The organism is Haloferula sp. A504 (genome assembly GCF_044385805.1).
In the GTDB taxonomy this organism is placed as follows: Bacteria; Verrucomicrobiota; Verrucomicrobiia; order Verrucomicrobiales; family Akkermansiaceae; genus Haloferula.
The window spans coordinates 60,136-85,256 of record NZ_JBISBU010000005.1; the positions used below are offsets into that span (position 1 = coordinate 60,136).

Below are 25,121 nucleotides of genomic sequence, written 5' to 3' on the forward strand. Positions count from 1 at the left end.
GTTACTTCAACTCATTCCACTTGTTGACGAGGCCGACGCGCTTGCCGCCGATCTCGTAGAGCTTCTTCTTGTCGTGGACCATTTCCTCCCGGCTCGACCCGCTGATGAGGTAGTCCTTTCTCAGGTAGATGGCCTGCTCCGGGCAGACCTCCTCACACATCCCGCAGTAGATGCAGCGGATCATGTCGATCTCGAATTCCTTCGGGCGCTTCTCGACCTTCGCCCAGGGATCGTCGGAGGGAATCTCACCCGGCACGATCCTGATGGCCTTGGGCGGGCAGATGAACTCGCAGAGCTGGCAGGAAACGCAGCGCTCGCGGTCCTGCTCGTCGGTCACCAAGGCCGGTGCCCCGCGATAGTAATCGGGCATGGAGTCATCCCAACGCTGCTCGGGAAACTGCATGGTGGCCCCGAGTCCCGATGAGCCCATGGCTTTCGCCCCGCGGGTCTTGCCCCGCAACGAGTCGATGGCGTGCTTGAGCGTCACCAGGAAGCCCTTGAAAAGGGCGCCGAGGTAGAGCTTCTCGCCGGTGCGGAGATCGGGACGTTTGATTTTGACGACTGCCATGGAGATTCGGTCAGCTTTGGCCGAGCAGGCCGCTGTTGGGTGAGGATTCGGGTTCGCTGGTCTTGAGAACCCAGATCAGCCCGCCGGTGACGATGCCGAGGAGAACCAGACCGACGATCGTGCTGATCCAGCCGAGGTCCGGCGCGGCGATGACGAAGGCGGCGAGGAACACATTGATGAGTGCCGCCTCGAAAAAGATGACCCAGCCGAGCCGCATCAACTGGTCGTAACGGAAGCGGGGGACGGTCCAGCGGACGAGGATGAAGAACAGGATGAAGGCGATCAGTTTGGCCATGAAGACGCCCATGTGGATCAGGCCGCCGAAGGGAAGGGCGGAAATCGAGTCATCGAGCCCGAAGCCCAGCGACCAACCGCCGAGGAACAGCGTGACGACCAGCGCCGATCCGATGACCATCGCCGCATACTCGCCCATGAAGAACATCGCGAACTTCATCGAGGAATACTCGGTGTGGTAGCCGCCCACGAGCTCGGTCTCGCACTCCGGAAGGTCGAAGGGCATGCGGTTGGTCTCGGCGAAGATCGAGGTGGTGAAGATGACGAAGGCGATGAGGGCCGGAACCAGGAAAAGCAGCTTTTCAGCGAGCGGAGGTCCCTCGGCGTGCCCCCACAAGGGCAGCAGCAGCCAGCCGTGGTCGGCCTGGAACTGGACGATCTTGGAAAGGTTGAGCTCCCCATAGTAGAGGAGCAGGGGAATGATCGAGAGACCGAGCGCGATCTCGTAGGAGATCATCTGCGCGGTGGAGCGGACACCGCCGATGAAGGGGTATTTGGAATTCGACGCCCACCCGGCGAGGGTGATGCCGTAAACCGTGAGCGACGACACCGCGAAGACGAACAGCGGGCCGACGTCGAGATCGGCGATGACCAGCTTGATCTCCTCGCCATTGACCGTGATCGGAGAACCGAAGGGAACGACACAGACCGTGACGAGGGCCGGAATGACGGTCAGGGCCGGCGCCAGCCAGTAAAAGGACTTGCGGACGTAGTTCGGGGTGAAGTCCTCCTTCAGGAACAACTTGAGCCCGTCGGCCATGGGTTGAACGAGCCCGAACAGGTGGAAGTCCTTCTTGGCGCCAAACAGCGTCAGCGGAATGCCGACCCGGTTCGGTCCGACCCGGTCCTGGATGATCGCCGAAAACCGACGCTCGAAGTAAACCGACAGCGGCACGAGCGGCAGCACCACCATGAAGGTCAGACCGATGACCTTGGCGAGGATGATGGCGAGATCGATGAGGAGTTCCATGGATACCAAGTGAATCGTTGCCAGTTATCCGTGATGGGGCTTCGAGGCAGCCTGACGGGACCTGAGACCCTCAAGGCGGTTGTCCTGACCGCTCGCGACTCGGGCTGTGAATTCGGTAACCATGAACAAAGTAGCAGCTAGCGATTAACCAACGATCTCCCCGGCGGCCTTGCGGGCGCGTTCGTCTTCGAGGAGCGGGATGGTGACGTCGGTCTCGGTCACCGGCAGGCCGAGATCCCCGATTTTCGACAGGTTCAGGCCCTTGAATTCGGGGATGGCGGCGGCCATGTCCCGGAACACGTCCTCGATCAGGTGCGGGTAGTCGGGGCTGGTGGACGGCAGGTCGTCGACGAGGGCGATGAGGTCGCGCAGGATCTCCCAGTCGTCGCGGGCCCGGCCGTGGGGCTCGACGGCGCGATTCAGGCGTTGGAGGCGCCCGGTGACGTTGATCATCGACCCTCGCTTCTCGGCGAAGGCGGCACCGGGCAGGACCACGTCGCTGGCCTCGGCCGTGGGTCCGGCGAGAAGCAGGGAGGAGGCGAGGAAGTCGAGCTTCAAGAGGTCTTCGGCGGTGAAGCCCGCTTCGGCGGTCAGCTCCTCGCCGAGGACCAGCAGGCGCTTGATCCTGCCCTCGCGAACCATGTCGCGGATCCCGCCCAGGCGGAATCCGGGATCCTCGCGCCGCCAGACGACCTTCACGCCCTGCGTGTTGGGATTGCGGTCGGCACTGATCAGGATGCCGTCGGGCTCGCCGAGGCGCGGGACCACCGTGAGATGCTCGGTGCCGAGCGATTCAGTCAGCGCTTTGGTGAGAAACAGCTCCTCATTGGTCATCCGGGCGGAGGCGATGATCGCGAGTTCAGAGGGGTCGCCGGTCCTCAAACCCTCGACGGTGCGCCGGATCGCGTCCGGCCAGTCCGCCTCGCGATGGCGGCCGTCCTCCTTGACCAGCGGTTCGGTGAGTCGCTCCTCGCTGTCGATGTAGTGGAAGTTCAGCCGGTGCGAATCCGGCATCCAGCAGGAGTTCACCTCGTCGTTCTGGCGCGGGGTGATCCGGTAAACCGTCTCGCCCCGGGTCCAGATGGTGATGTTGGTGCCGGTGCCGCAGTTGACATCGATGCTCGGGGTTTCCTTGAGGAACCACACCCGCATCTGGAAGCGGAAGTCGTTGCTGGTCAGGGCGCCCACCGGGCAAATGTCGACCGTGTTCAGAGAGTAGTTCGAGTCGAGCCGGCGCCCCGGATGCACGGTGAGCGTGGTGTGGGTGCCACGCTGGGTGAAGCCGAGCACCGGATCGCCGGCCACTTCATCCATGAAGCGGATGCACCGGCTGCACATGATGCAGCGCTCGTCATCGAGCCGGATGCGCGGGCCGATATCGACGTTCTTCGGCTTCTTGACCTTCATGTCGACGAAGCGCGACTCTCCGCGTCCGTAGCCGACCGAGAGTTCCTGAAGCCGGCATTCCCCGGCCTGATCGCAGATCGGGCAATCGAGCGGGTGGTTGATGAGGAGAAACTCCATCACGCCCTCGCGAACGCTCTCGACGAGCTCGCCGCCGGTCCGGATGCCCATGTTTTCGGCCACCGTGTTGGCGCAGGCGATGATCGGGCGCGGCATCCAGCCGATCGGCTGAAAACCGTCGTCGTCGTAGGTGGGATCCTGGCCCGGCGCCGGGCGGGGCGGCATGCCCATCTGGACCAGGCACATCCGGCAGTTGCCCGGCGAGGAGAGCTTCGGATGATAGCAGTAGTGGGGGACGATCGTGCCGAACATCCGGCAGGCCTCGATCATGCGGGTCCCCTTCGGGACCTGTCGCCAGACGCCGTCGATCTGCACGTTCACAAGGCCCTTCTCGGCGGCAAGATCCTTGGGAAGCTTGGCTTCGGAGGTGGAGGCTTCAGCACTCATGAGGCGGAAATTCGGCGGGAAAAGTCCAACGCGCGCGAGAATATGAAAACCGCTCCGACCAGCGGCAAGCGCCCTTTGTGAAAAATTTCACAAAGTCGGAGAATCGCCCGCGGATCGGCCGGAAAACGGGGAAAGCGGGCGTCAGGCGCGCCCCATGTAGGAGCCGTCTTCGGTCTTGATGAGAAGGCGATCCCCGGGGTTGATGAAAAGCGGTGCCTGCACGACCAGTCCCGTTTCCATGGTGATGGTCTTGTTGCTGTTGTTGGCCGAATCGCCCTTCACCCCCTCGGGGGCCTCGGTGACGGTCATTTCCATCGACTGGGGAAGTTCGATGTCGGCGACCACCCCGTCGGCAAACAGCAGGCTGTAGGCCTGGCCTTCGAGGAGGAAATCCTTCACCTCGTCGATGATCTCCTGCGGGACGATCACGTCGTCGTAGGTCTCGGTGTGCAGGAAGTGGTGACCCGCCGAGTCCTTGTAGGAATATTCGTGGGGAATGCGCTCGAGCATCACCGACTCCATCGAGTCGTTCGAGGTCAGGCGCAGGTTCGAGACCTTCTTGGTGGCGACGCTGCGCACCGACATCTGGACGTAGGACGCCATCCGGGGAGGCGTCTTGAGTTCGTGGGCGATCACGACGCAGACGTCGCCGTTGTGGCGGACGGCGTGTCCGCGGCGGAGATTGATGACAGGAGTGCTCGGCATGTTGCGGCGGGGAATAGGGAGCGCCGGGCGGTGTGCCAAGTGAGAAGTTGCAGCGGCAGCGGTCAGGTTCAGCGCTTCGCCTGGGTGGCGGCCTCGTGTTCCTCCTCGGCGGCCTCGAGTTCGGCGCGTTCGCGGGGGATGACGCGGACGAACTTGCGAACGCTTTCCGACCAGTCGTCGAGGAGCGCCTTGCCGTGCGGACTGCCGGTTTTCCTTACGTGAAGCTCGATGAGCTGCTGCAGTTCGTCGATGTCCACCTGCCGCTTGATCGGCAGGGCGACGACCATCTCGGGATTGACCCGCGAGTAGAAGCGCCCGTCGACGTCGTAAACGTAGGCCGTGCCACCCGACATGCCGGCACCGAAGTTTTTCCCGGTCTTGCCGAGGATGGCGACGGTGCCGTTGGTCATGTATTCGCAGCCGTGGTCGCCCACGCCTTCGACCACCGCGGTGGCGCCCGAGTTGCGCACGCAGAAGCGCTCGCCGGCGCGGCCGTTGAGGAAAAGCTGCCCCCCGGTGGCCCCGTAGAGGCAGGTGTTTCCGGCGATCGCGTTCTTGTGGAACTCGAACTTCGCGGCGGCCGGAGGACGGACGACGATCTCGCCCGCCGCCATGCCCTTGCCGACGTAGTCATTGGCCTCGCCGACGAGTTCGATGCTCACCCCCGAGACCAGGAAGCAGCCGAGGGACTGGCCGGCGGAGCCGTTGAGCTTGAGGCAGACCGCCGTGTGGCCGTTGAATCCCGTGTTGCCGTGGATCTCGGCGATCCGGCCGGACAGCCGGGTGCCGATGTTGCGGTCGGTGTTGACGATGTCGTACTCCAGCTCGACCGCCGCTCGGTCGGGAAGGAGGCGGATCGCTTCCGCGACCTTTTCATCGACGGCACCGGGGCCGTATTCGGTCTCGGATGGCCGGGCGTCGGGCTCGACGTCGAGCGCCTTCTTGAGGTCCGCGAGGATCTGCAGGTCGAGCGCCGGCTTCTGGATGCCGTCGTTCCGCTCGGCGGTGCGGATCCGCGTCACCTCCGCGACGTCGGAACCGAAGGTCTCGACCAGCTCGGGCACCACGTCCTTGAGAATCGGCGAGAGGTCGACCGTGTTGGCCTTCGGGTGATCCGGCACCTCGCGCTGACGGAGGAACTCGGGACGGCCGATGAGCTCGTCGAGCGAGCGGACTCCGAGTTCCGCCATGATCTCACGAGCCTCCTCGGCGACTCCGTTGAGGAAATTGATGACCATTTCCGGCGTCCCCTTGAACTTGGAGCGCCACTTCGGATCGGTCGTGGCGACGCCGACCGGGCAATTGTTGAGGTGGCACTTGCGGACGTAGACGCAGCCCATGGCGATCATCGCGATCGTTCCGAAGTTGTACTGCTCGGCTCCGAGGATGGCGGCGATCACGATGTCGCGGCCGGTGCGCAGACCGCCATCGGTGCGCAGCGTCACGCGATTCCGCAGGTTGTTGATCAGCAGCGTCTGCTGGGCCTCGGAAAGACCGAGTTCCCAGGGCGATCCCGCATGTTTGGTCGAGGAAAGCGGGGAGGCTGCCGTGCCGCCGTCGTGACCGGAGATCAGGATGTTGTCGGCCGAGGCCTTCGCCACACCGGCGGCCACGGTGCCGACACCGGTCTCGGCCACCAGCTTCACCGTCACGCGGGCCTGCGGGTTGACTTCCTTCAGGTCGTGGATGAGCTGGGCGAGGTCCTCGATGCTGTAGATGTCGTGGTGGGGTGGGGGGGAGATCAGCTGGACGCCGGGCTGCGTGTTGCGCAGGCGGGCGATGAGTCCGTTGACCTTGTGACCCGGAAGCTGGCCGCCCTCACCGGGCTTGGCACCCTGCGCCATCTTGATCTCGATCTCGTCGGCGTTGACCAGGTAGTAGGCGGAAACGCCGAAGCGGCCGGAGGCGACCTGCTTGATGTAGGATCGGGCGAAGTCGCCGTTGGGATACTCCGAGTAGCGCTTCGGGTCCTCGCCACCCTCACCGGAGTCCGACTTCGCGCCGATGCGGTTCATTGCGATCGCGAGCGTTTCGTGGGCCTCGGGTGAAAGCGCGCCCAGGGACATCGCCGCCGTGGTGAACCGAGTCCGGATCGCCTCGATCGGCTCGACTTCGTCGAGCGGCACCGGGCCGCTTTCAGATGGAACGAACTCCAACAGATCCTTGATCGCCATCGGGTTGATCTCGAGGGAAGCCTTCACGTAGCCCTCGTAATCCTCCTTTTTCCCACCCTTCACATAGGTGTGGAAGTTCTTGATCACCTCGGTGGTCAGCGCGTGGCGCTCACCGCTCTTGCGGAAGCGGTTGTAACCGGGATCGCCGAGGTCGAGGGTCTCGCCGACTGGCACTTCCACCTCGAAGGCGGCGCGATGACGGATCAGCGATTCGCTGGCAATCTCGCGGAAGCCGACCCCTCCGATCTTCGACTGCATGCCCGCAAAGGAGAAGTCGATGACCTCGTTGCCGATGCCGATGGCCTCGAGAATCTGGGCTCCCTGGTAGGAGTTCAGGACCGAGATTCCCATCTTTGACATGATCTTGAGCAGGCCTTTCTCCAGCGCCTTGCGGTACTGGGCCATCGCCTTGCTGGCGGTCATGCCCTCGCCGAGCGCGTTCTTGCCCTCGTCCGCGGCCACCAGTTGCCGCACCGTCGCAAAGCCGAGGTAGGGGCAGACGGCGGTGGCGCCGACCGCGAAGATGCAGGCAACCTGGTGGGTGTCGCGCACCTCACCGGTTTCCACGACCAGCGAACACTGCAGGCGCTTGCGGGCCCGGATGAGGTGGTGATGCACGGTGCCCGTGGCAAGCATCGACGGGATCGGCACCCGGTCGGGACCGGTCGCCCGATCGGAAAGGACCACGATCGAAACGCCGCGATCCACGGCCGCGACCGCCTCGTCGCAGAGTTCGTCGAGGCGCTTCTTCATGCCTTCCTCGCCGCTCGCTGCCGGCCAGGTCGTGTCGAGGGCGGCGGAAGTGAAACCCTCGTCATCGAGTTGCTGGATGCGCCCGAGCTGGTGCTCGAAGAGGATCGCCGAATCGAGCTGCACGATGCGTGCGTGCTCGGGCGTTTCGCCCAGCCAGTTGCGCTCGGGGCCGAGCCCGGCCTGGAGGCTCATCACCGCCCACTCGCGGATCGGATCGATCGGCGGGTTCGTGACCTGCGCAAAGCGCTGCTTGAAGTAGGTGAAGAGCAGTCGCGGATAGGTCGAAAGAAAGGCGAGGGGGATGTCGTCGCCCATCGAGAACACCGCCTCCTGGGCGTTCTTGATCATCGGCGGAAACACCATGTCCAGCTCCTCCAGCGAGATGCCGTGGGAGACCTGCTGGCGCGAAAGATCGAGCGGATCGAAATCCTCGACCGGCGCGTGCGGCTCGGGGGAGACGAAGTGCCGGAGGTCGAGGCGGTTCTGGTCCACCCAGCGGCTGTAGGGCTTCTGGGTAGCGAGCGCCTCCTTGACGTCGCGATCGGTTCGGAAGCTGCCGGTGGAGGTGTCCACCGAAAGCATCTGGCCGGGACCGAGGCGGCCCTTGCTGATCACCTTGGAGTCGTCGAGCGTCACGGCTCCCGCCTCGGAGCCGATGTAGAGCAGACCATCCTCGGTGAGCTTGTAGCGCGACGGGCGCAGGCCGTTGCGGTCGAGCGAGGCGCAGAGCTTGATGCCGTCGGTGTAGACGAGTCCGGCGGGCCCGTCCCAGGGCTCCGAGAAGGAACGGATGAAGTGGAAGAAGCTCTTGAGGTCCTCGGAAATCTCCTCGTCGTGGGTAAAGGCGGGCGGCACCAGCATGCACATCGCATGCTCGAGCGAGCGGCCGGAGAGGACCAGCACCTCGAGCGCGTGGTCGAGCGAGGCGGAGTCGGACTCACTGTCCGAAACCAGGTCGCGCAGCAGCTCGACGTCGTCGCCCCAGACTTCGGACTCGAAGTAATCCTCGCGGCTGGCGATCCAGTTGCGGTTGCCTTCGACGGTGTTGATCTCGCCGTTGTGGCAGAGCATCCGGAAGGGCTGGCCGAGCGGCCAGGCCGGGAAGGTGTTGGTCGAGAATCGCTGGTGGTAGAGCGTGATCGCCGTTTCGAAATCGGAGTCCTGCAGGTCCTTGTAGAACGCCCGGAGCGCAGCCGGCATGGCGAGGCCCTTGTAGGAAATGAGTCGGCCCGAAAACGACGGGATGTAAAACCCGTCGACCTCGCGCATCTCGATCTCGATCCTGCGCCGACAGAGGAAGAGCTGGCGTTCGAAGTGGTCGCCATCCCAACCGCCCGGACGCTTCATCAGCAACTGCTCGATGACCGGCTGGGTGCGCCGCGCGAGTTGCCCGAGCGCGTCGGGATCAAGCGGCACGGCGCGCCAGCCGATGACTTCGATCCCGCGGGCCTTCACGGTCGAGACCGCGAACTCCTTGATCTGCTTGCAGGCGCCGGCATCGGTTTCCGGGAGGAAGAACACGCCAACCGCCAGCTCGTCGTCGGACTCCAGCGAGCCTCCCAGTTCTTCCGCCGCCCGGCGGAAGATCGGATAGGGGATCTGCGACAACACGCCGGAACCGTCGCCGGTCTTCATGTCGGCATCGACCGCTCCGCGGTGGGTCATGTTGCAGACCGAGGTCAGCGCGTAGTCGAGGATCTGGTAGCTCCGCTTCCCGTGGATCTGGGCGATCGCCCCCATGCCACAGTTGTCGCGCTCGTTGGCGAGGGAGTGGAGGCTGCCGGGAACGAGAGGGGTGGTCGGGTGGTAGGGTCGGTTCATCGTCGTGGGAAGTCGGGCGCGGGAGGCCTGTTGCAGCATCGAGCGCGCCAGCCTTCAGGCAAGTCGTTCCTGCCCCGCGACGGCGGAACTAAACGAAACCCGGCCGGGGACTGCCAAGCGGGAAAACGGAGCGGCGGGCACCCACTCAATCCGCCAGTTCATCGACCTCGAGCAGACCCTGTCCGACCAGGAATCGATCGACCGCCTTCAGCGTCAGCTCGTAGTGCAGATCCGAGACGTTGAAGTTGAAGAACGAATGCTCCGCCTTTTCAAAATCAAGGAGTTCCACAGAATTCCGGCGCCAGCGCAGAGCCTTGACGAAACGCCTCGCATCCTTGAACGGAGTGACCCGGTCGCTCTTTCCGTGGCAGATCAGGATCGGGGGGAGTTTGCGGCGGGCCTGGCGCAGCGGACAGAGTTTGCGGGCGCTCGCCGCATCGGGGAACCTTGCCGCGATCGATTTCGGGGTGGTGTCGAGCAGGGGGCTGAACAGCGCCAGGGCCCGTGGCGTGATCGGCGGCAGGTCCTTTTTCGGCAGCGCCTGCTGCAGCGCAAGCCAGGCACCCCCCGAGGTCCCGACGAGCACGACCCGGTCGGTGTCGATTCCGAAATTCGCGGCGTGTTCGTCCAGCCAGGCCAGCAGCGTCCGCACATCCTCCAGAGCCTCCAAGGGTCCGGTTCCATGGACCGACTGGACCCGGGTTTCGACGCTGATGGCGATCGCACCGCGCGTTGCGAAGTGCAGGCACTGGGGCACGAATTGCGTCGGCATCAGGTTGTCCCAGAAGCCGCCATGAAAGAAGATCACCGTCGGCCGGCGCTCGCCGGAATGAAAATCATGCGGCACGAAGAAGTGCGCGTGGAGCGGACCTTCGGGTGTCTGGAAGTAGGCCAGCGTGGTGGCAGCCTTCATCATCTCGCGCTGACGCGACTGGCCGAGGGGGGCGGTGCGGGACTGGGGGAGCATTTGACGGAAATCGATTGTTGTTTCCGAACGCCCCTTGTCCAATCGTTTCGTCAATGATTCGCGTTTTCGTTTTCTCAGGACTTCTGTTGGGCTCACTGGCCAGCGCTTCGGCCTCCGATCTGGCGCCGTCGCTAACCTCGACCTACGAGGCGTGGCGTAGCGCGATCATCAACAAGAACACGGCCCAGTGGCAGCGCCTGACGGCACCGCACCGCCAGGCCGAGGTCCACAACCGGCTCGTCTCGGAGAAACGCCCGTTTCCCGCCGCCGTGTTCGACCTTCCGGCTCCGCCGCCATCCCTGCAAAACCTCACGTGCCTCCATGTTTCGCAGAAGGGCTCGACGGCCAAGGCCGCGTATTTCGGCGCGATCGACTTCGGCGTGGGCGGTGATCCGACGCAGAATCTTCTGGTCCTCTCATTCGTCGCGAATCAGGGACGCTGGAACTACGACCGGGCCGAATTCGTGAATCTCGCCGCCTTGCCGGAGGTGCGCAAGGAACTCGCCGCGGGCAAGCTCGACTACTTCAAGGAGACGCCGGAGTGCCAGGCCACCGGGATCGTTCCGCCGACGCCGCCCAGGGTGCCGCCGGCGAAGTACATCGCCAAGGTCTACGTCTTTTGCCCGGGCCGCGAAGTCCAGGTGCAGATCAACCGGGTGAGCCGTCACAAGTTCTCCGACGACAAGGAAGCCGAGCTCGTCATGGGCGGTGCCAAGGACGGGCGCAACGAGGTGACCTTCACCGCCAAGCCGATTCGCGGCGGCACCGGCAAGGAGGCGATGGCCGTGCGGGTTTACCTGATGTCCGAGATCCCCGGAACCAAACCCATCATCGCCTACGAATACGAGGTCCAGGAAGGCGAGCCCGCCAAGGGCTTCGACTCCGGCCATTTCATCCTGAGTCCCGAAATCGCGGCCAAACTGGTGCGCTGAGGACTTCAGACCGCAATCGAGACTCCACGGAACCCCAATTTACTACTTGTAACAATGTATGTAATGCGGAGTTTAGAACAGGGATTAGTCATCGCCTGCTCAACCCTTCGGCTGGATCTCAGCGAATCAGGCTCTCCAAATCGCCGTTCAGCCATTGCTCGCCGGGTTCCGGTTCAGCTCGGCCACTCGCGACGTCCATGGCCTTCCGCTTCTGCAGTTGAATTTTCAGCACGCGCTCTTCCACGCTGTCCCTTGCCAGGAGTCGGTAAACGCTGACGGGTTTCGACTGTCCGATGCGGTGCGCCCGGTCGGTGGCCTGGTTCTCGACTGCCGGATTCCACCACGGGTCGAGATGCACGACCGTGTCGGCGGCCGTCAGGTTCAGCCCGTAGCCGCCGGCTTTGAGGCTGATCAGAAAGACCGCCGATCCCGGGCCGCTCTGGAACGCCTCCACCAGCTCAGTCCGGTTCCGCGTCGAGCCGTCGAGTCGCAGGATCCGGTCCGCCGGAAGCCCCCCATCCTCTTCGAGACGCCTGAGAAATCCGGCAAACTGACTGAATACCAGCGTTTTGGCGCCCGCGGCATGCCGCTCCTCAAGGAGTCGCCCGAGCCACTCGGTCTTGACCGATTCGAGCGGTTCCTCCTCCGAAACGAGCGCCGGTGACAGACAGATCTGGCGCAGCCGCAGGAGCGCGGTCAGCAAATGCATCCTCGCAGCCGCCTCCGAGTCGATGGTTTCCAGTTCCTCCAGAGCCCCGGTGGCCACTTCCTGATACAGGCGTCTGGCGGGCTCACTCAGCTCCAGCCACTCATCCACCACCAGTTTCTCGGGCAATTCCGGAGCAACCCGCTCCTTCGTTCGCCGAAGGTAGAATGGCGAAATCCGCAGTCCCAGACGTCGGCGGCTCGACGGACCGGCATCCTCGCCGTCGTAGCGCTGGGTGAAGTCCTTGCGCGCGCCGAGGTAGCCCGGGGCGACGAAGCGGAAGATCGACCACAGATCCTCGAGGCGGTTCTCGACCGGTGTGCCGCTCAGGGCCAATCGCCGGTCGGCCTGCAGCTTCGCCACCGCCCGCGAGAGCTGGCTGTCGGGATTGCGCAGCAGGCTCGCCTCGTCGCACACCGCCAGATCGTAGTGATTGGCGAGGTGAAATGCCCGGTCCCGCTGAAAGGTCCCGTAACTGGTGAGGAGCACGTCCGCCGACCCCGCCTCATCGCGCCGGTCATCCCGCCCGGCACCCATGTGCCGGTGAACCTTGAGTCCCGGTGCGAAACGCTCCAACTCGGCCTCCCAGTTGCCGATCAGCGAGGTCGGCATCAGCACCAGGGCCCGGAAGCGGTCGCGGCGCGCCTTCAAGGCGCACAGCAGCGCAATTGTCTGAATGGTTTTCCCGAGCCCCATTTCGTCCCCGAGAAGAGCCCCGGAAAGCTCGGTCACCCGCTCGACCAGCCACCTGAAACCCTCTTCCTGGTAGCCCCGCAGCTGACCCCGGAAGCCGGTGCCTTTGAGGGTCTTAAGAGTATCTTTTAATGACTTCCGATCAGGGACTTCCGTCTTTTCTTCCTGGATCTTTGAAATAAGGAACCGCTGCGCCTTGGTGAGCGTGAAACGCTGTTCCACGCTCACCAAACCCAGATCGGCGAGCAAGGGTTCGACGATCTCGGAGAGTTCCGCCCGGACGACCACCACGGCGCCGTCCCGCGTCTTCATGGTGCGCTGTCCCTTGCGGAGAATCGCCCGGACCTTCGCGGGATCCAGCGACCGACCGTGCTGGGTCTGGAACGAGAGCTCGCAGGCGAGACTTTCGGCACTCACGAGGTCGAGCTGAGGAGTCACCACATGGAGCCTCTCCAGGACCCTCCCGAGACGTTCCCCAATGACCACCTCGGCCGATTTTTTGAGCTCCGGAAGCCCGTCGGCCAGCCACAGCGGGACGCCCTCGGGGTCCCGCAGGTGAAATCGCCCCGCGTCCTCCCTCGTCCAGCGGGCCTGCTCCAGTCTGCTGGCGGGGTCCCCTTCCCGGCGGCGCGACCGAACCAGCAGGTGACTCCCGTTGATCCGCGGCAAGCCGGCGGAGGCCAGTTCGGGGTCCGCTTGGAAGGGATCTTCACCGTAGCGGAGTTCAAGCGTCGCTTCGAGGGCGTTGAGCGAGCCTTCGATCGTGATCCGGTGCTGCGGAACCGCCTCTTCGAAGTGGAGCTTCCCCAGCCACCCGGCCATCGGGCGGGAGAACACGTCCAGCCACGCCTCGATTTCGTCGAGGAACTCCCGCTCCGGCAATTCGAGTCGGCACGCATCGCACAAGCGCCCGACCTGCTGCCGCCACGCGGGCGACGGAGTTTCCACCGGCAGGCGTCCGATCTGAATGAAATCGCCGCGAGCCACCACCCCGCCGGTGTCATCGCCGAGGGCAAAGATCCTCGGTGCCGGGGCATCGATTTCGATCTGGATGGCGCCGTCGCTGGCTTCGCTGTCGGACAAGACCAGCGGCTCCAGGGTGTCGACCGCGAACCCGACCTGACGGCCGCCCTCGGTCTGGACTCTCGGATGTCCGCCGAGTGCGCGAAGCGCTTCCACCATCGTCTCCTGCGAAACCGATACGATCCCCCCCTGCCCCGCCCCGTGCCGCACCAGGAATTGGCCGAGTCGCCCGTCGGCCGGGGTGACCGGTTCATCGACCGGTTCAACCCGCAGTTGCAGCCGTCCCGCCACGAGCATTTCGGCGCAACGTTCCGGCAGACGGATGCGCCAGGCTGCGGTCGGGACGCTTGCCTCCGGAACGACGGGCGCCTCTTCCACCATTGCCGCTTCCGATCGTTCACCCGGGGTCGTCAGCGCCAACGCCACGCCGTGCTCGCAGATTTCACCCGTCGATCGGTTGGCGGGGCACCCGCATTCGACCGTCAGGTGGCCGTCCTGCTCCTTCACCACGCACCGGAGCCGACTCTTGCCGCGCTTGAAAACTCCACTCGCGATGGCTCCGCGCCGACGGAACGAGCCCGCCGCGCCCGCGGCGGCCAACTCCTTCCCGCGCTTGAAGGCCTGCCATCCGGCCTGCTGCCGCACCCATGCTTCGCTCCATTCCATCCCTTTTTGTTTTGCCACTTCGATCCCAGACCGGGAGACTCCTCACCCGCACCGGGCGGTTGAGCCAGATGAAAGTCATCGCGATTGGAAATCAAAAAGGAGGTGTCGGCAAGACGACCACCGCGCTCAACCTCTCCGCAGCCCTCGCCCTGCTCGGTCAGCGGGTGCTGCTCGTCGATCTCGATCCGCAGGCGAATACCACCAGCGGCCTCGGGCTGGAGGTCGATGGCGACGACTCGGTGTACCCCGCCCTGCTCGGGGAGGCCGATGTGCGGGACAAGATCCGCGACTCCGGCCGCGAGCGACTTTCCGTGATCCCGGCCCACATGGATCTCGCGGGTGTCGAGATCGAGCTCGCCCGCAGCGACGACCACCTGGTCCGGCTCCGGCAGCACCTGCAGGGACTCAAGCCCAACGACCTGTTTGAGTTCTGCATCCTCGACACGCCACCCTCGCTCGGCGTGCTCATGACCTCCGCCCTGGCGGCGGCCGACGAGATCCTGATCCCGCTCCAGTGCGAGTGGTACGGCCTCGAGGGGCTGGCCAAGATCGTCCACGTGATCGACCAGATCCGGGAAAGCGGGGCGAATCCGGACATCCTCCTCGAGGGCATCGTCATGACCATGTTCGACGGCCGGACCAATCTCGCCCGCCAGGTCGTCGAGGAGGTCGGAAACTACTTCCCTGAGCAGCTCTACAAGTCGGTGATTCCGAGGACGATCCGCATCGGCGAGGCCCCCAGCCACTCGCGGACCATCTTCGAGCACGACCCCGAGGGAACCGGCGCCCGCGCCTACATGGCGATGGCGGAAGAGTTCCTCGAGCGGCATGGGCGACCGGTCGAAGTGGCGGAAGCGGGCTGAAACCCGCTGAATCGGTCCATCCCACCCGTCTGTCGGTGCCTTGCAGGTCGACCGAGGCTTCCAGACGAAACCCGCTGAAAACCATGCGGGAATGGGGATTCCCGCTTGACCGTTGATTGCCGGACTCCGCATATTTCCGGGCCTCCCGGGGATGTCCCGAGGAGGGTTTTTTCATGTTCCGACCGCGTTCCGGCGGCGGGGCGACGCTTATCAAACGAATGTTCTCCAAATTTTTCGGAAACTGGTTTTCCAACGACATCGGGATCGATCTCGGCACCGCCAACACCCTGGTCAACGTCAAGGACCAGGGCATCGTTCTGCGCGAGCCCTCGGTGGTGGCCGTCAAGGCCGGCACCAACGAGGTCCTCGCCGTGGGTGATGACGCCAAGCGCATGCTCGGCCGGACTCCCGGCAACATCATCGCGATCCGCCCGCTCAAGGACGGCGTGATCGCCGACTTCCAGGTGACCGAGGCGATGCTTCGGCACTTCATCCGCAAGGCCAACAACAACCGCCGCAACAATCCCGTGGTCGTCATCGCGGTGCCCTCGGGCATCACCGAGGTCGAGCGGCGGGCCGTTTCGGAGTCCGCCGAGCAGGCGGGTGCCCGCGAGGTGCACATCGTCGAGGAACCCATGGCCGCCGCGATCGGCGTCGGCCTCCCGGTGATGGACGCCTCGGGCAACATGATCGTCGACATCGGCGGCGGCACCACCGAGGTGGCGCTCATCTCGCTGGGAGGGATCGTCTATGCCCGCTCGGTCCGGACCGCCGGCGACGAGCTCGACGAGGCCATCGTCTCCTACATGAAGCGGGCCTACAACCTGATGATCGGCGAACGCACGGCCGAGGACATCAAGATCCGCCTCGGATCGGCGGCGCCCATCCCGAAGGAGATCACCATGGACGTGAAGGGCCGCGACCTGGTGGCGGGTCTGCCGAAAACGGTGACCATCACTTCGCAGGAAATCCGCGAGGCCATGGCGGATCCGCTTTCGACCATCGTCGATGCCGTCCGCACGACCCTGGAACGCTGTCCCCCGGAGCTTGCGGCCGACCTGGTCGACCGCGGCATCGTCCTGGCCGGCGGCGGGGCCCTGCTTCGCGGGCTCGATCGTCTGCTGCACGAGGAAACGGGACTTCCCGTCCACGTCGCCGAGGACCCGCTGAGTGCGGTGGCCGAAGGCACCGGCAAGATGCTCCAGGAACTCGATGTCCTCAAGCAGCTCACCGGCGGATCGAAGTAATTTGAGGGAGCTCTGATGAAGCCGCTCAACCTGCTGGCACTCCTGGTTTTCCTTGCGGGGTTGACCTGGGCGCTGACGCGCAGCGAGCGGAGCGTGCGGGAGATTCAGGCGACCTACTACCGGGCGATTTCGCCCTTCCTCACGGTCGGGTCCTCACTCGAGGCCCGGGCGCGCGCATTCCTCGACGAGGTCGAGCATTCGAAGTTGCTCGAAGCCGAAGTCGGGGCCATGCGCGATGACTACGGTCGGCTCAAGCTGATCGAGTCGCAGTTCCGAAAAGTCGAGGAGGAGAACGCCGCGTTGCGGCGGGCTCTCGATTTCCAGGAACGCACCCGTTTCGAAGTCGTGGCGGCACGCGTCACGCGTCGTCAGCCGACGACCTGGTGGCAAACGGTCGAGATCGACCGCGGCGAGGCCTCCGGCATCGCCACCGCCTACACGGTTGTCACCGACCAAGGTCTGGTCGGGAAGATCGATCGGTTGGGAGATCAGCGCTCGACGGTGCTGCTCCTCACCGATGAAGCTTGTCAGGTTTCCGCCAAGGTCGAGGGAAGTCCCGAAGTCGGGATTCTCCAGGGCCAGCGGGAACAGTTCGGCGGGGTCCCCACGCTCCGTCTCCGTTTCCTTTCCCGCGATGCCCGACTTCGGGAAGGCATGCGGGTGTTTTCGACCGGCCGTGGTGGCCTGTTTCCCGCCGATCTCCTGCTAGGGGAAATCGATCGGCTGGAACCGGGTCCACTCGCGTCCGAAGCGCTGGTGCGCCCGTCGGTCGACTTCCAGAATCTGGGAACGGTGTTCGTACTCACCCCCCAGAAGGAGGAATCGTGATCCGCTATACCGCGTCGCTCATCCTCCTCGTCCTGCTGGCGGTCATCCTCCAGCAGTTCATCCCGGCCTTCACCCCGCTGTTCGGCTCGCGGCTGATGCTGGTGGTCCTCGTCTTCCTCTGCGCCGCCAGCACCGTGTCCGCCCCGGTCATGCTGCTGCTCGCGTTCCTCTGCGGATTCCTTGCCGACGCCGAGAACGCCCTCGCCACACAGGCCGGGGATCCGGAGGTCTACACGCGCCCGGTCGAATCGCTGCGCTTCGGCTACTCGATCGCGCTGTATGCGGTGATGGGATACCTCATGCAGGGCATCCAGCCGCTCTTCCGGCAAGGCAAGTGGCAGTTTTCCGCCCTGCTTTCGGGCATCGCCGTTTTCCTTTACCTGCTGGTCGAGTACCTGCTGATCAATTTCGTCCGCGGCGGCTTTTCCTTCACCCGCTGGACCTTTCTGCGGATCGCCTTCTCATCGGGCATCACGATGCTGCTTTCACCGGTGGTCTTCTGGCTGCTCTTCCAGCTCGCGGATCGCAGCCAATACCGGATCCGCTTCGACGGGTTGAAGCGGCGCACCCGGACTCCCGCCTACTGATCATGGAACCTCGTCACGGCCTCCGAATCATTCTCCTCACCGTTCTGGTGCTGGCAGGCTTCGGCGCCCTGCTGTCGCGACTCTACGATTTCCAGATCACCCACCGGACCCACTACCAGTCCCTGGTGCCGGGCGACCGCGAGGTCACGGTGCGGGAACCCGGCATCCGGGGCGCGATCCTCGATCGCAACGGCGTCGAACTCGCCCGCAACCGGCGCAACTACGAGGTCTATTTCGATCTCGAGGAAATCCACCGCTCCTACGTCCGCCAGCATGAGGAGGACGCCAAGCGCTCGGTCATCGGCAGCGAATCGGGAATGCCCCGGGTCAAGCGCGAGACCGACATCGCGCGCATCGTCAATACCTGGATCATCCCCAAGCTCGTCGAACTCGGCGTGGCGCGAAACTACAGCGCGGCGGCCTTGCGCACGCACTTCGTCACGCACCGCGGACTGGTCCCCTTCTCCTACAACACCCAGCTCGACTACGACCAGTTCGCCCGGCTCGCCGAGCACAGTGTCGAGGTGCCGGGCGTCTATCTCGATGTCCGACCCCAGCGGGAGTATCCCTACGATGCCCTCGCCTCCCACATCCTCGGCTACACCCAGCCGTGGGAAAAGGGCGACATTCCCGAGGAGGCGAAGCGCCGCTTCGATCACTACATCGGCGAGGAAAAGGGCAAGTCGGGGATCGAGGCGACCTTCGACGACCTGCTCAGCGGACCCGCCGGCAGCCGCAAGCTGGTGAAGAACGAGAAGGGCCACATCACCGGGATGATCGACTACCGCCCTCCCCAGGTCGGCGCGGACGTGACCCTCACCATCGATGCCCGTGCCCAGTTCCTCGTCTCCAACGTGCTGCGCCGGGCCGGCCGCGCCGCCGGGGTCGTCATGGACACCCGGACCGGCGAAATTCTCGCGATGGCGTCGGTGCCCGACTACGACCCGAACGATTTCATCCCGAGCATCGATGCCGAGGTCTGGAAGGACTACACCAGCAATCCGACCTCTCCCCTCACCGACCGCTGCATCGCCGGCTTCGCCCCCGGCTCGACCTTCAAGCTCGGCACCGCGGTCGCCGGGGCCCTCAACGGCTACGCCGGTCGCAGTTACTCATGCGCCGGCTTCGTCGCCTACGGCACCTACCGCCCGCGATGCTGGCTCCGCTCGGGTCACGGCACGCTGAGCCTTTCGTCGTCGATCCAGCGATCGTGCAACCCCTACTTCTTCAAGCTCAGCAACCAGCTCGGCTCGGAGCGGATGGTCACCGCGTTGACGATGCTCGGCTTCGGCCAGCCGACCGGCATCCCCGTGCCCAACGAGAGCGGCGGAGTGTTCGCCGGATCGAAAGGATGGCGGGCGGTCAATCGCGACACCACCATCACCCCGGCGACGCTGGCCCAGCTTTCGATCGGCCAGGGCGGAACGCTGGCCACTCCCCTCCAGCTCTGCGCGATGGTCTCCACGATCGCGAACGGCGGACGCTACTACCAGCCGAGGCTCGTGAAGTCGGCGGTGCTGCCGGACGGCGCGATCCTCGTCGAGGACCGCCGGACCCTGAAGGTCGACCTGATCCAGGAAGGCATGCGCCCGGCCGACCTCGAGAAGATCCGCAAGGGCATGTGGCTGGCGGTCAATGAGGCCGGGGGCACGGCGGGCCGCGCCCGGATCCCCGATGTCGAGGTCGCCGGCAAGACCGGCACCGCGCAAACGGCCGACGACGGCAAGCGCTCGCACAACTCCTGGACCGTGGCCTTCGCGCCGTACGACGAGCCGCGCTATGCGGTCGCGGTGCTGGTGCAGAACGGCAAGTCGGGCGGCAAGGTCTGCGGGCCGCTGGTCCACCTGATCCTGCGCGGCTTGCTTGCCCGCGACGAGGGCATGCGGCTCCCCCTTTCCCCCCTGGCACCCGTCCGCGGAAACAAGGACCCGATCGAGGAAATCGAACTCCCCGAGGACGTCCTGGCCGCCATCGATGTCTCGGATGTCGGCGAAACCGGCGACGAGGCCGCCGCACCCGTCGCCGTCCGCCCGGCTGTCGATCTTCCGGCCGAGGAGCCGGTCACCCCCGAACCCGTCATCACTCCCGAAATCGACGAGGAAGGCTCCGTGGTCCCACGGGCCATCCCGGTCGAAGAACCCTGAACCCTCCAACGACAACTCATCATGATCAAACGAATCAAACGCATCCTTGGCATCGGCAAACCCGCACCCAAGGAAGGAACCACCATCATCATCAACAACGAGGCGCTCGAGCGCCGGGTCGCCCTGCTCGAGGACGGACTCCTCGAGGAATACACCGTCGAGCGCGAAGGCGACGACAACATCGTCGGCGGCATCTTCAAGGGCCGCGTCAAGAACATCGAGCAGGGCCTCAAGGCGATGTTCGTCGACATCGGCATGGAGAAGAACGCCTTCCTCCACTTCTGGGATGCCATCCCCGCCGCACTCGATTCCTCCCTCGAGGAAATCCAGCGGGGCAACAGGCCGAAGAAGAAACAGAAGAAGATCAGCTCGAAGGACATCCCCAGCATCTACCCGGTCGGCTCCGAGATCATGATCCAGGTTTCCAAGGGCCCGATCGGCACCAAGGGACCACGCGTCACGACCAACATCTCGCTCGCCGGACGCTACCTGGTGCTGATGCCCTACACCGAGCAGTTCGGCATCTCGCGCAAGATCGACGACCCCCAGGAGCGCACCCGCCTGCGCAAGATCATGCAGCGGCTGTCGGTGCCGGAAGGCATGGGCATCATCATGCGCACGGTCGCCTCCGGGACCCGCGCGCGGCATTTCGTCCGCGACCTCGCCATGCTTCTGGAACAGTGGGAGGAGGTCGAGGAGAAGCGCGACTCGAATCCGGCGCCGGTTGCCGTGTTCCGCGAGCCCGACCTGATCGAGCGCACCGCCCGCGACTTCCTCACCGACGAGGTCGACCAGGTGATCTGCGACGATGAGCAAACCACCGAGTTCGTCCGCGAGACCGCCGGCAAGATCTCACGCCGGGCCAAGCGCCGCATCCACCACCTCCCGACCACCAAGCCGATCTTCGAGGCCCTCGACCTGCAGAAGCAGATCGACGAGGCCTTCTCGCGCCAGGTCTGGCTCAAGTGCGGCGGCTACATCGTCATCGATGAAACCGAGGCCCTCATCGCCATCGACGTCAACACCGGCCGCAACCGCGGATCGAAGGACGTCGAGAAGATGATCGTCCAGACCAACATCGAAGCCGCCGAGGAAGTCGCCCGCCAGCTCCGCCTGCGGAACATCGGCGGCCTGGTCGTGGTCGACTTCATCGACATGCGCCACCGTCGCGACCAGCAGCAGGTTTACAAGGCGATGAAGGAACGCCTCAAGCGCGACAAAGCCAAGACGCAGATCCTCCAGATCTCCTCGATCGGCCTGATGGAGATGACCCGCCAACGGCTCAACGAGAGCCTGCTCGACACGATGTACGAGCCGTGCCCCTACTGCCAGACCCGCGGCCGGGTGAAGACCACCATGACCATGAGCGTCGAGATCCAGCGCCGCCTGACCTCGGTGATCGCCAAGATGCGCGAGAAGGGCGAGGGCGACCTGGTCGTCGTGGTCAGCCCCGACGTCCTGAACCGCTTCAAGACCCTCGACAGCAAGATCCTCGTCGAGATGGAACGCCAGCACTCCGGCCGCCTGATTTTCCGCTCGGATCCGTCCCTTCACCGCGAGCGATTCGCCATCATCGACGCCGCCACCGAAAAGACGATCGAGTCGGCTTAGGCCGATCCGTTCCCGATCATTATCCTCTGCTGTTTGCCGAAATGAAGCAGTGGGGCTTGGCCGTGCTGTGCCTGGGAAAGTCCAATCAAGGCGTGATCGAATTCGGGAATCTTGCACCCCGGCGAATCCGGATCGGGCCCTTGGCGGTGGATGGGTCGACGGCTTTTCCGCCCTGGGTGATCGATACCTGGTCTTCGGAGTGGAGGAGGCGTGCGGCACGACGAGTGGGTTCCATGAGATCCCGCCATGATGCGGGATCCACGAGCCGGGCGGCTTCGCTGGGGCAGATGCTGGCAGTCCGGGGGCGCGAGCGCAGGAGCTCGAGGATCGCCTGTTTCAGCTCTGCGCTCCGGTCCTTGGCAGGTTTCTTGCGGCAGGAGGCCGAACAATACCTGACCTCATCCCAATGATCCTTCCATTTCGAGCGCCATTCGATGGTGCGTCCGCAGCGCTGGCAGATTTTGGACTCCGGCATGGAACAATCCGTGGTCAGGAACCTGCGTCGAAGGGTTTGGCTTCGAGGCCTCGGCCATCTTCCCGAGAGCGTCTCAGCGCTCCAGCAGCACCTCGCCATTGAAGACGACCAGATCGATCCGCCCCTTCAGTGTCTTGTCGAGGAAGGGGGTGTTGCGGGCTTTCGAGCGCATGAAGTCGACGCTGAAGGTGGTTTCGGCCTCCTCGTCGAATAGCAGGAACTCGGCGGTGCTCCCCTCGACCACCGGGACGGGATCCAGTCCCATCATGCGGCGGGGTTCGGCCGAGTAGCGCTTGACCAGCAGGTCCCACCCGAAGTCGCCGTTGCGGATGAAGCGGTCGAAGAGGCAGACCACGGCGGTTTCGAGTCCGGTGATGCCGTTCGGGGCGACGCTGAAGTCCTGGGCCTTCTCGAAGGGTGTGTGCGGCGCGTGGTCGGTGCCGAGCAGATCGAACACCCCTTCCTTCAATCCCTCCAACAGCCCGGCGTTGTCGTCGGCGGTGCGCAGCGGCGGGTTCATCTTGTAGTGGGTGTCGAAGTCCCCGATGTCCTCGTCGGTGAACATCAGGTGATGCGGCATGACCTCGGCCGTGACCTTCACGTCGCCACGCGACTTCCACCAGCGGATCGTTTCCATGCCGAGCCGCGTGGAAACGTGCTGGATGTGAATGTGGGCGCCGGTGGCGTGGGCGAGCCGGATGTCGCGGTCGATGATGATCTCCTCGGCGCAGGCCGGGCTGCCCTTGATGCCGAGCTGGTAGGCGACCGGTCCGTCGTTCAGCGCCCGTGGACCCGCCAGCTCCGGGACTTCGCAGTGGCTGGCGAAGAACATTCCGAACTCGCTGGCGTACTGCATCGCCCGGTAGAGCACCGCCGGGTCGTGGGTCGTGTCGCCATCATCGGTGAGCATCTTCACGCCGAGTCGCCGCATCGCGTCGATCGCCGCCAATTCCTTTCCCTGGCGTCCGATGGTGACACAGCCCGAGGTGTGGATCGGGATGCGGGAAACGGCAGCGGCCTTGTCGAGGACCATCTTCACCACAGAACCGGAGTCGATGGCCGGCGTGGTGTTGGGCATCATCACCACGCCGGTGACGCCGCCGTTGATCGCGGCCTCCGAGCCGCTGGCGATGTCCTCCTTGGCCTCCCCGCCCGGTTCCCGGAAGTGGACGTGGGCGTCGAACATCGATGGCATGAGCAGACGGTTGCGGCCGTCGATGACCCGGGCACCCTCGGGAGCTTCCAGGCCCGGCGCGATCGAGCGGTAGCATCCATTCTCGATCAGGACATCCGAGACGGCGAAATCCGGCGAGTCCTCGGCGACGATGCGGACATTCTGGATCAGGAGCGGCTGGGGCATGGCCCTTAGATGCCAGCGACCCGCCCCGGCGAAAAGCCCGGACTTGTGCCGGATGCACCAAAGCCCAGCATCCGGACGTGCGCCTTGTTTTCACGATCCTGCTGCTCGCGGCCTTTCCGGCCCGGGCCCACCAGATCGATGAAATCTCGATGAAGCTCGAGACCTCGCCGCAAGCGTGGCGGGCGACCCTGCTTCTCGACGCCGCCTACATGCTGCCGGAGTACCGGGGCGACGCCGAGATCGCCCCCTTCGACCTGGCCTGGCTGCGGACCCGCAGCCCCGCCGAGTGGGCGAGGATCCGGGAGGAGGCCCGGCGCTTCCTGGACGAATCCCTGTCCATCGGGGAAGGCCCCCGGGAGATTCGATTCACCGACTTCGACTCGACGCCTCCGCGTTTCATCGAATCGGGCGTCCCCGAGGAGTTGCCGGAGATCGAGGTGGTTCTGAGCGGGCCGATGTCGTCGACACCGCTGCGGATCGGCTGGAAAGAGGCGTTCGGCGTGGTGCTGATCATCGAGCATGAAGAAGGAATCCTTCCACTGGTCAGCGGCGAGTCGCTGGATTTGGAACCGGAAGCTCCGGCCTCGCGCGGCTTCATCCGGTGGATCACCCTGGGCTTCCGCCACATTCTCCCCCGCGGCCTCGATCACATCCTGTTCATTCTCGGCGTCTTCCTGCTGAGTCCGAAGTGGAAGCCGCTTCTCTATCAGAGCCTGACCTTCACCCTCGCCCATTCGGTCACGCTGGCGGCGGCGGCACTCGGTTGGGTGAGCCTGCCGGATCGCTGGGTCGAAACGGCGATCGCTCTGAGCATCGCGTGGATCGCCATCGAAAACCTCCTCGGTCGCGAGATCAAACCGGCGCGCTATGCGGTGATCGCGGGCTTCGGGCTGATCCACGGGCTCGGGTTCGCGCGCATGCTGGCTCTCGCGCTGCCTGACTCCGCGCCGCCGCTGTGGCCGCTCGTCGGCTTCAATCTCGGGGTTGAAATCGGCCAGCTTGCCGTGCTCGGCACGGCCTGGGCGCTGACTGCCTGGTGGAAGGACGAGGCCTTCGGCCGGCTGCGAACGATCGGCTCGATCGGCATAGCGCTGGTCGGTCTGGCGTGGGCGATCGAAAGGGCCTTCCTCGCCTGAGAAAGCCACTACGCCGCGGTGGAATCCACCGATTCGATGGAGCCGTCGCGGATCAGCAACTGGCGGTCGCCCATGCCCGCCAGGCTGCGGTCGTGGGTGACGACCACCAGGGTCGATGCTCCCTCGCCGGCGAGCCCCATCAGCAGCTCCATGATTTCGGCGCTGTTGCGGGAATCGAGATTTCCGGTGGGTTCGTCGGCAAAGAGAACGTTCGGCTTGTTGGCGACCGCCCGGGCGATGGCGACCCGCTGCTGTTCACCTCCCGACAACTCCGCCGGCAGGTGCGTGGCCCGTTCCTTCAGGCCGACCCGCTCGAGTGCCTCAAGGGCCTCCTTTTCGGTGTCGGCCCCGCCGATCGCCCCGGGGACCATCACGTTCTCGAGGGCGGTGAGTTCCGGCAACAACAGATAGTTCTGAAAGATGTAGCCGATGTTGCGGTTGCGGAAGGCCGACTGGCCCTTGGCGGAAAGCGAGTAGAGGTCCTTGCCGTCGATGAAGACCTCCCCTTGCTGGGGCTTTTCCAGTCCGGCGAGCGTGTAGAGCAGCGTGGTCTTTCCCGCGCCGCTCGGTCCCCGCAGGAACACCCGCTCGCCGGCGGCGATGGATAGGTTGATGCCGTGAAGGACCTCGATCGACTTCTTGCCGATGCGGTAGCTCCGGTGCAGGTTGCGCGCTTCGATCATGCCG

18 protein-coding genes are annotated in these 25,121 nt (G+C 64.8%); 8 read left to right on the plus strand and 10 right to left on the minus strand.

Features of this window, described 5'->3' with window-relative positions:
• Position 1 precedes the first annotated feature (1 nt).
• The 6 genes from ACG2LG_RS04020 to ACG2LG_RS04045 form a co-directional block, all read right to left on the minus strand.
• Complete coding sequence (locus ACG2LG_RS04020) at positions 2 to 568, minus strand: 4Fe-4S binding protein (RefSeq protein ID WP_396256533.1); 567 nt, start codon at positions 566 to 568, stop codon at positions 2 to 4.
• A gap of 10 nt (positions 569 to 578) precedes the next feature.
• Positions 579 to 1,832, minus strand: coding sequence for an NADH-quinone oxidoreductase subunit H (locus tag ACG2LG_RS04025; RefSeq protein WP_396256535.1), 1,254 nt, complete (start codon positions 1,830 to 1,832; stop codon positions 579 to 581).
• A gap of 144 nt (positions 1,833 to 1,976) precedes the next feature.
• The gene (locus ACG2LG_RS04030) at positions 1,977 to 3,743 is read right to left on the minus strand and encodes a molybdopterin-dependent oxidoreductase (protein WP_396256537.1); all 1,767 of its coding nucleotides are present in this window, start codon (positions 3,741 to 3,743) and stop codon (positions 1,977 to 1,979) included.
• A 141-nt stretch (positions 3,744 to 3,884) separates the two neighbouring features.
• Complete coding sequence (locus ACG2LG_RS04035; protein WP_396256539.1) at positions 3,885 to 4,448, minus strand: elongation factor P; 564 nt, start codon at positions 4,446 to 4,448, stop codon at positions 3,885 to 3,887.
• Positions 4,449 to 4,516: 68 nt separating this feature from the next.
• A complete protein-coding gene (gene gltB / locus ACG2LG_RS04040; protein WP_396256541.1) occupies positions 4,517 to 9,196 on the minus strand; it encodes a glutamate synthase large subunit in 4,680 nt (1,559 codons plus the stop codon).
• A 145-nt stretch (positions 9,197 to 9,341) separates the two neighbouring features.
• A complete protein-coding gene (locus tag ACG2LG_RS04045) occupies positions 9,342 to 10,163 on the minus strand; it encodes an alpha/beta hydrolase (protein ID WP_396256542.1) in 822 nt (273 codons plus the stop codon).
• 53 nt (positions 10,164 to 10,216) lie between these two features.
• Here ACG2LG_RS04045 and ACG2LG_RS04050 point away from each other — a divergent pair, with 53 nt between their 5' ends.
• Complete coding sequence (locus ACG2LG_RS04050) at positions 10,217 to 11,095, plus strand: hypothetical protein (protein ID WP_396256544.1); 879 nt, start codon at positions 10,217 to 10,219, stop codon at positions 11,093 to 11,095.
• A gap of 118 nt (positions 11,096 to 11,213) precedes the next feature.
• On the opposite strand, the gene ACG2LG_RS04055 is transcribed toward ACG2LG_RS04050, so the two are convergent.
• A complete protein-coding gene (locus ACG2LG_RS04055; RefSeq protein WP_396256546.1) occupies positions 11,214 to 14,183 on the minus strand; it encodes an SNF2-related protein in 2,970 nt (989 codons plus the stop codon).
• 68 nt (positions 14,184 to 14,251) lie between these two features.
• Between ACG2LG_RS04055 and ACG2LG_RS04060 the strand changes: the two genes are divergently transcribed.
• The 6 genes from ACG2LG_RS04060 to ACG2LG_RS04085 all read left to right on the plus strand — a co-directional run bounded on the left by ACG2LG_RS04060 (position 14,252) and on the right by ACG2LG_RS04085 (position 21,463).
• Positions 14,252 to 15,046 (plus strand): ParA family protein, encoded by a 795-nt coding sequence (locus ACG2LG_RS04060; RefSeq protein WP_396256548.1) that lies wholly within the window; start codon positions 14,252 to 14,254, stop codon positions 15,044 to 15,046.
• 218 nt (positions 15,047 to 15,264) lie between these two features.
• Positions 15,265 to 16,293 carry a rod shape-determining protein gene (locus tag ACG2LG_RS04065; protein ID WP_396256549.1) on the plus strand — a complete coding sequence of 343 codons (1,029 nt, stop codon included), beginning with the start codon at positions 15,265 to 15,267 and terminating at the stop codon, positions 16,291 to 16,293.
• 15 nt (positions 16,294 to 16,308) lie between these two features.
• The gene (mreC, locus tag ACG2LG_RS04070; RefSeq protein ID WP_396256551.1) at positions 16,309 to 17,121 is read left to right on the plus strand and encodes a rod shape-determining protein MreC; all 813 of its coding nucleotides are present in this window, start codon (positions 16,309 to 16,311) and stop codon (positions 17,119 to 17,121) included.
• Positions 17,118 to 17,708, plus strand: coding sequence for a hypothetical protein (locus ACG2LG_RS04075; RefSeq protein WP_396256553.1), 591 nt, complete (start codon positions 17,118 to 17,120; stop codon positions 17,706 to 17,708). Before mreC ends, ACG2LG_RS04075 begins: the two co-directional genes overlap by 4 nt.
• Before the next feature lie 2 nt (positions 17,709 to 17,710).
• The gene (gene mrdA, locus ACG2LG_RS04080; protein WP_396256555.1) at positions 17,711 to 19,852 is read left to right on the plus strand and encodes a penicillin-binding protein 2; all 2,142 of its coding nucleotides are present in this window, start codon (positions 17,711 to 17,713) and stop codon (positions 19,850 to 19,852) included.
• Between the two features lie 21 nt (positions 19,853 to 19,873).
• Positions 19,874 to 21,463, plus strand: coding sequence for an Rne/Rng family ribonuclease (locus tag ACG2LG_RS04085; protein WP_396256557.1), 1,590 nt, complete (start codon positions 19,874 to 19,876; stop codon positions 21,461 to 21,463).
• Between the two features lie 85 nt (positions 21,464 to 21,548).
• Here ACG2LG_RS04085 and ACG2LG_RS04090 read toward each other — a convergent pair whose 3' ends face one another.
• Together ACG2LG_RS04090 and ACG2LG_RS04095 are read right to left on the minus strand one after the other, a co-directional pair.
• Complete coding sequence (locus ACG2LG_RS04090; RefSeq protein WP_396256559.1) at positions 21,549 to 22,037, minus strand: DUF3253 domain-containing protein; 489 nt, start codon at positions 22,035 to 22,037, stop codon at positions 21,549 to 21,551.
• Positions 22,012 to 23,298 (minus strand): dihydroorotase, encoded by a 1,287-nt coding sequence (locus ACG2LG_RS04095; RefSeq protein WP_396256561.1) that lies wholly within the window; start codon positions 23,296 to 23,298, stop codon positions 22,012 to 22,014. Before ACG2LG_RS04095 ends, ACG2LG_RS04090 begins: the two co-directional genes overlap by 26 nt.
• Positions 23,299 to 23,375: 77 nt before the next feature.
• Between ACG2LG_RS04095 and ACG2LG_RS04100 the strand changes: the two genes are divergently transcribed.
• Complete coding sequence (locus ACG2LG_RS04100; protein ID WP_396256563.1) at positions 23,376 to 24,434, plus strand: HupE/UreJ family protein; 1,059 nt, start codon at positions 23,376 to 23,378, stop codon at positions 24,432 to 24,434.
• A gap of 8 nt (positions 24,435 to 24,442) precedes the next feature.
• Here ACG2LG_RS04100 and ACG2LG_RS04105 read toward each other — a convergent pair whose 3' ends face one another.
• Entirely contained in the window at positions 24,443 to 25,117 is a 675-nt protein-coding gene (locus ACG2LG_RS04105) for an ABC transporter ATP-binding protein (protein WP_396256564.1), read from the minus strand.
• Positions 25,118 to 25,121: the final 4 nt, after the last annotated feature.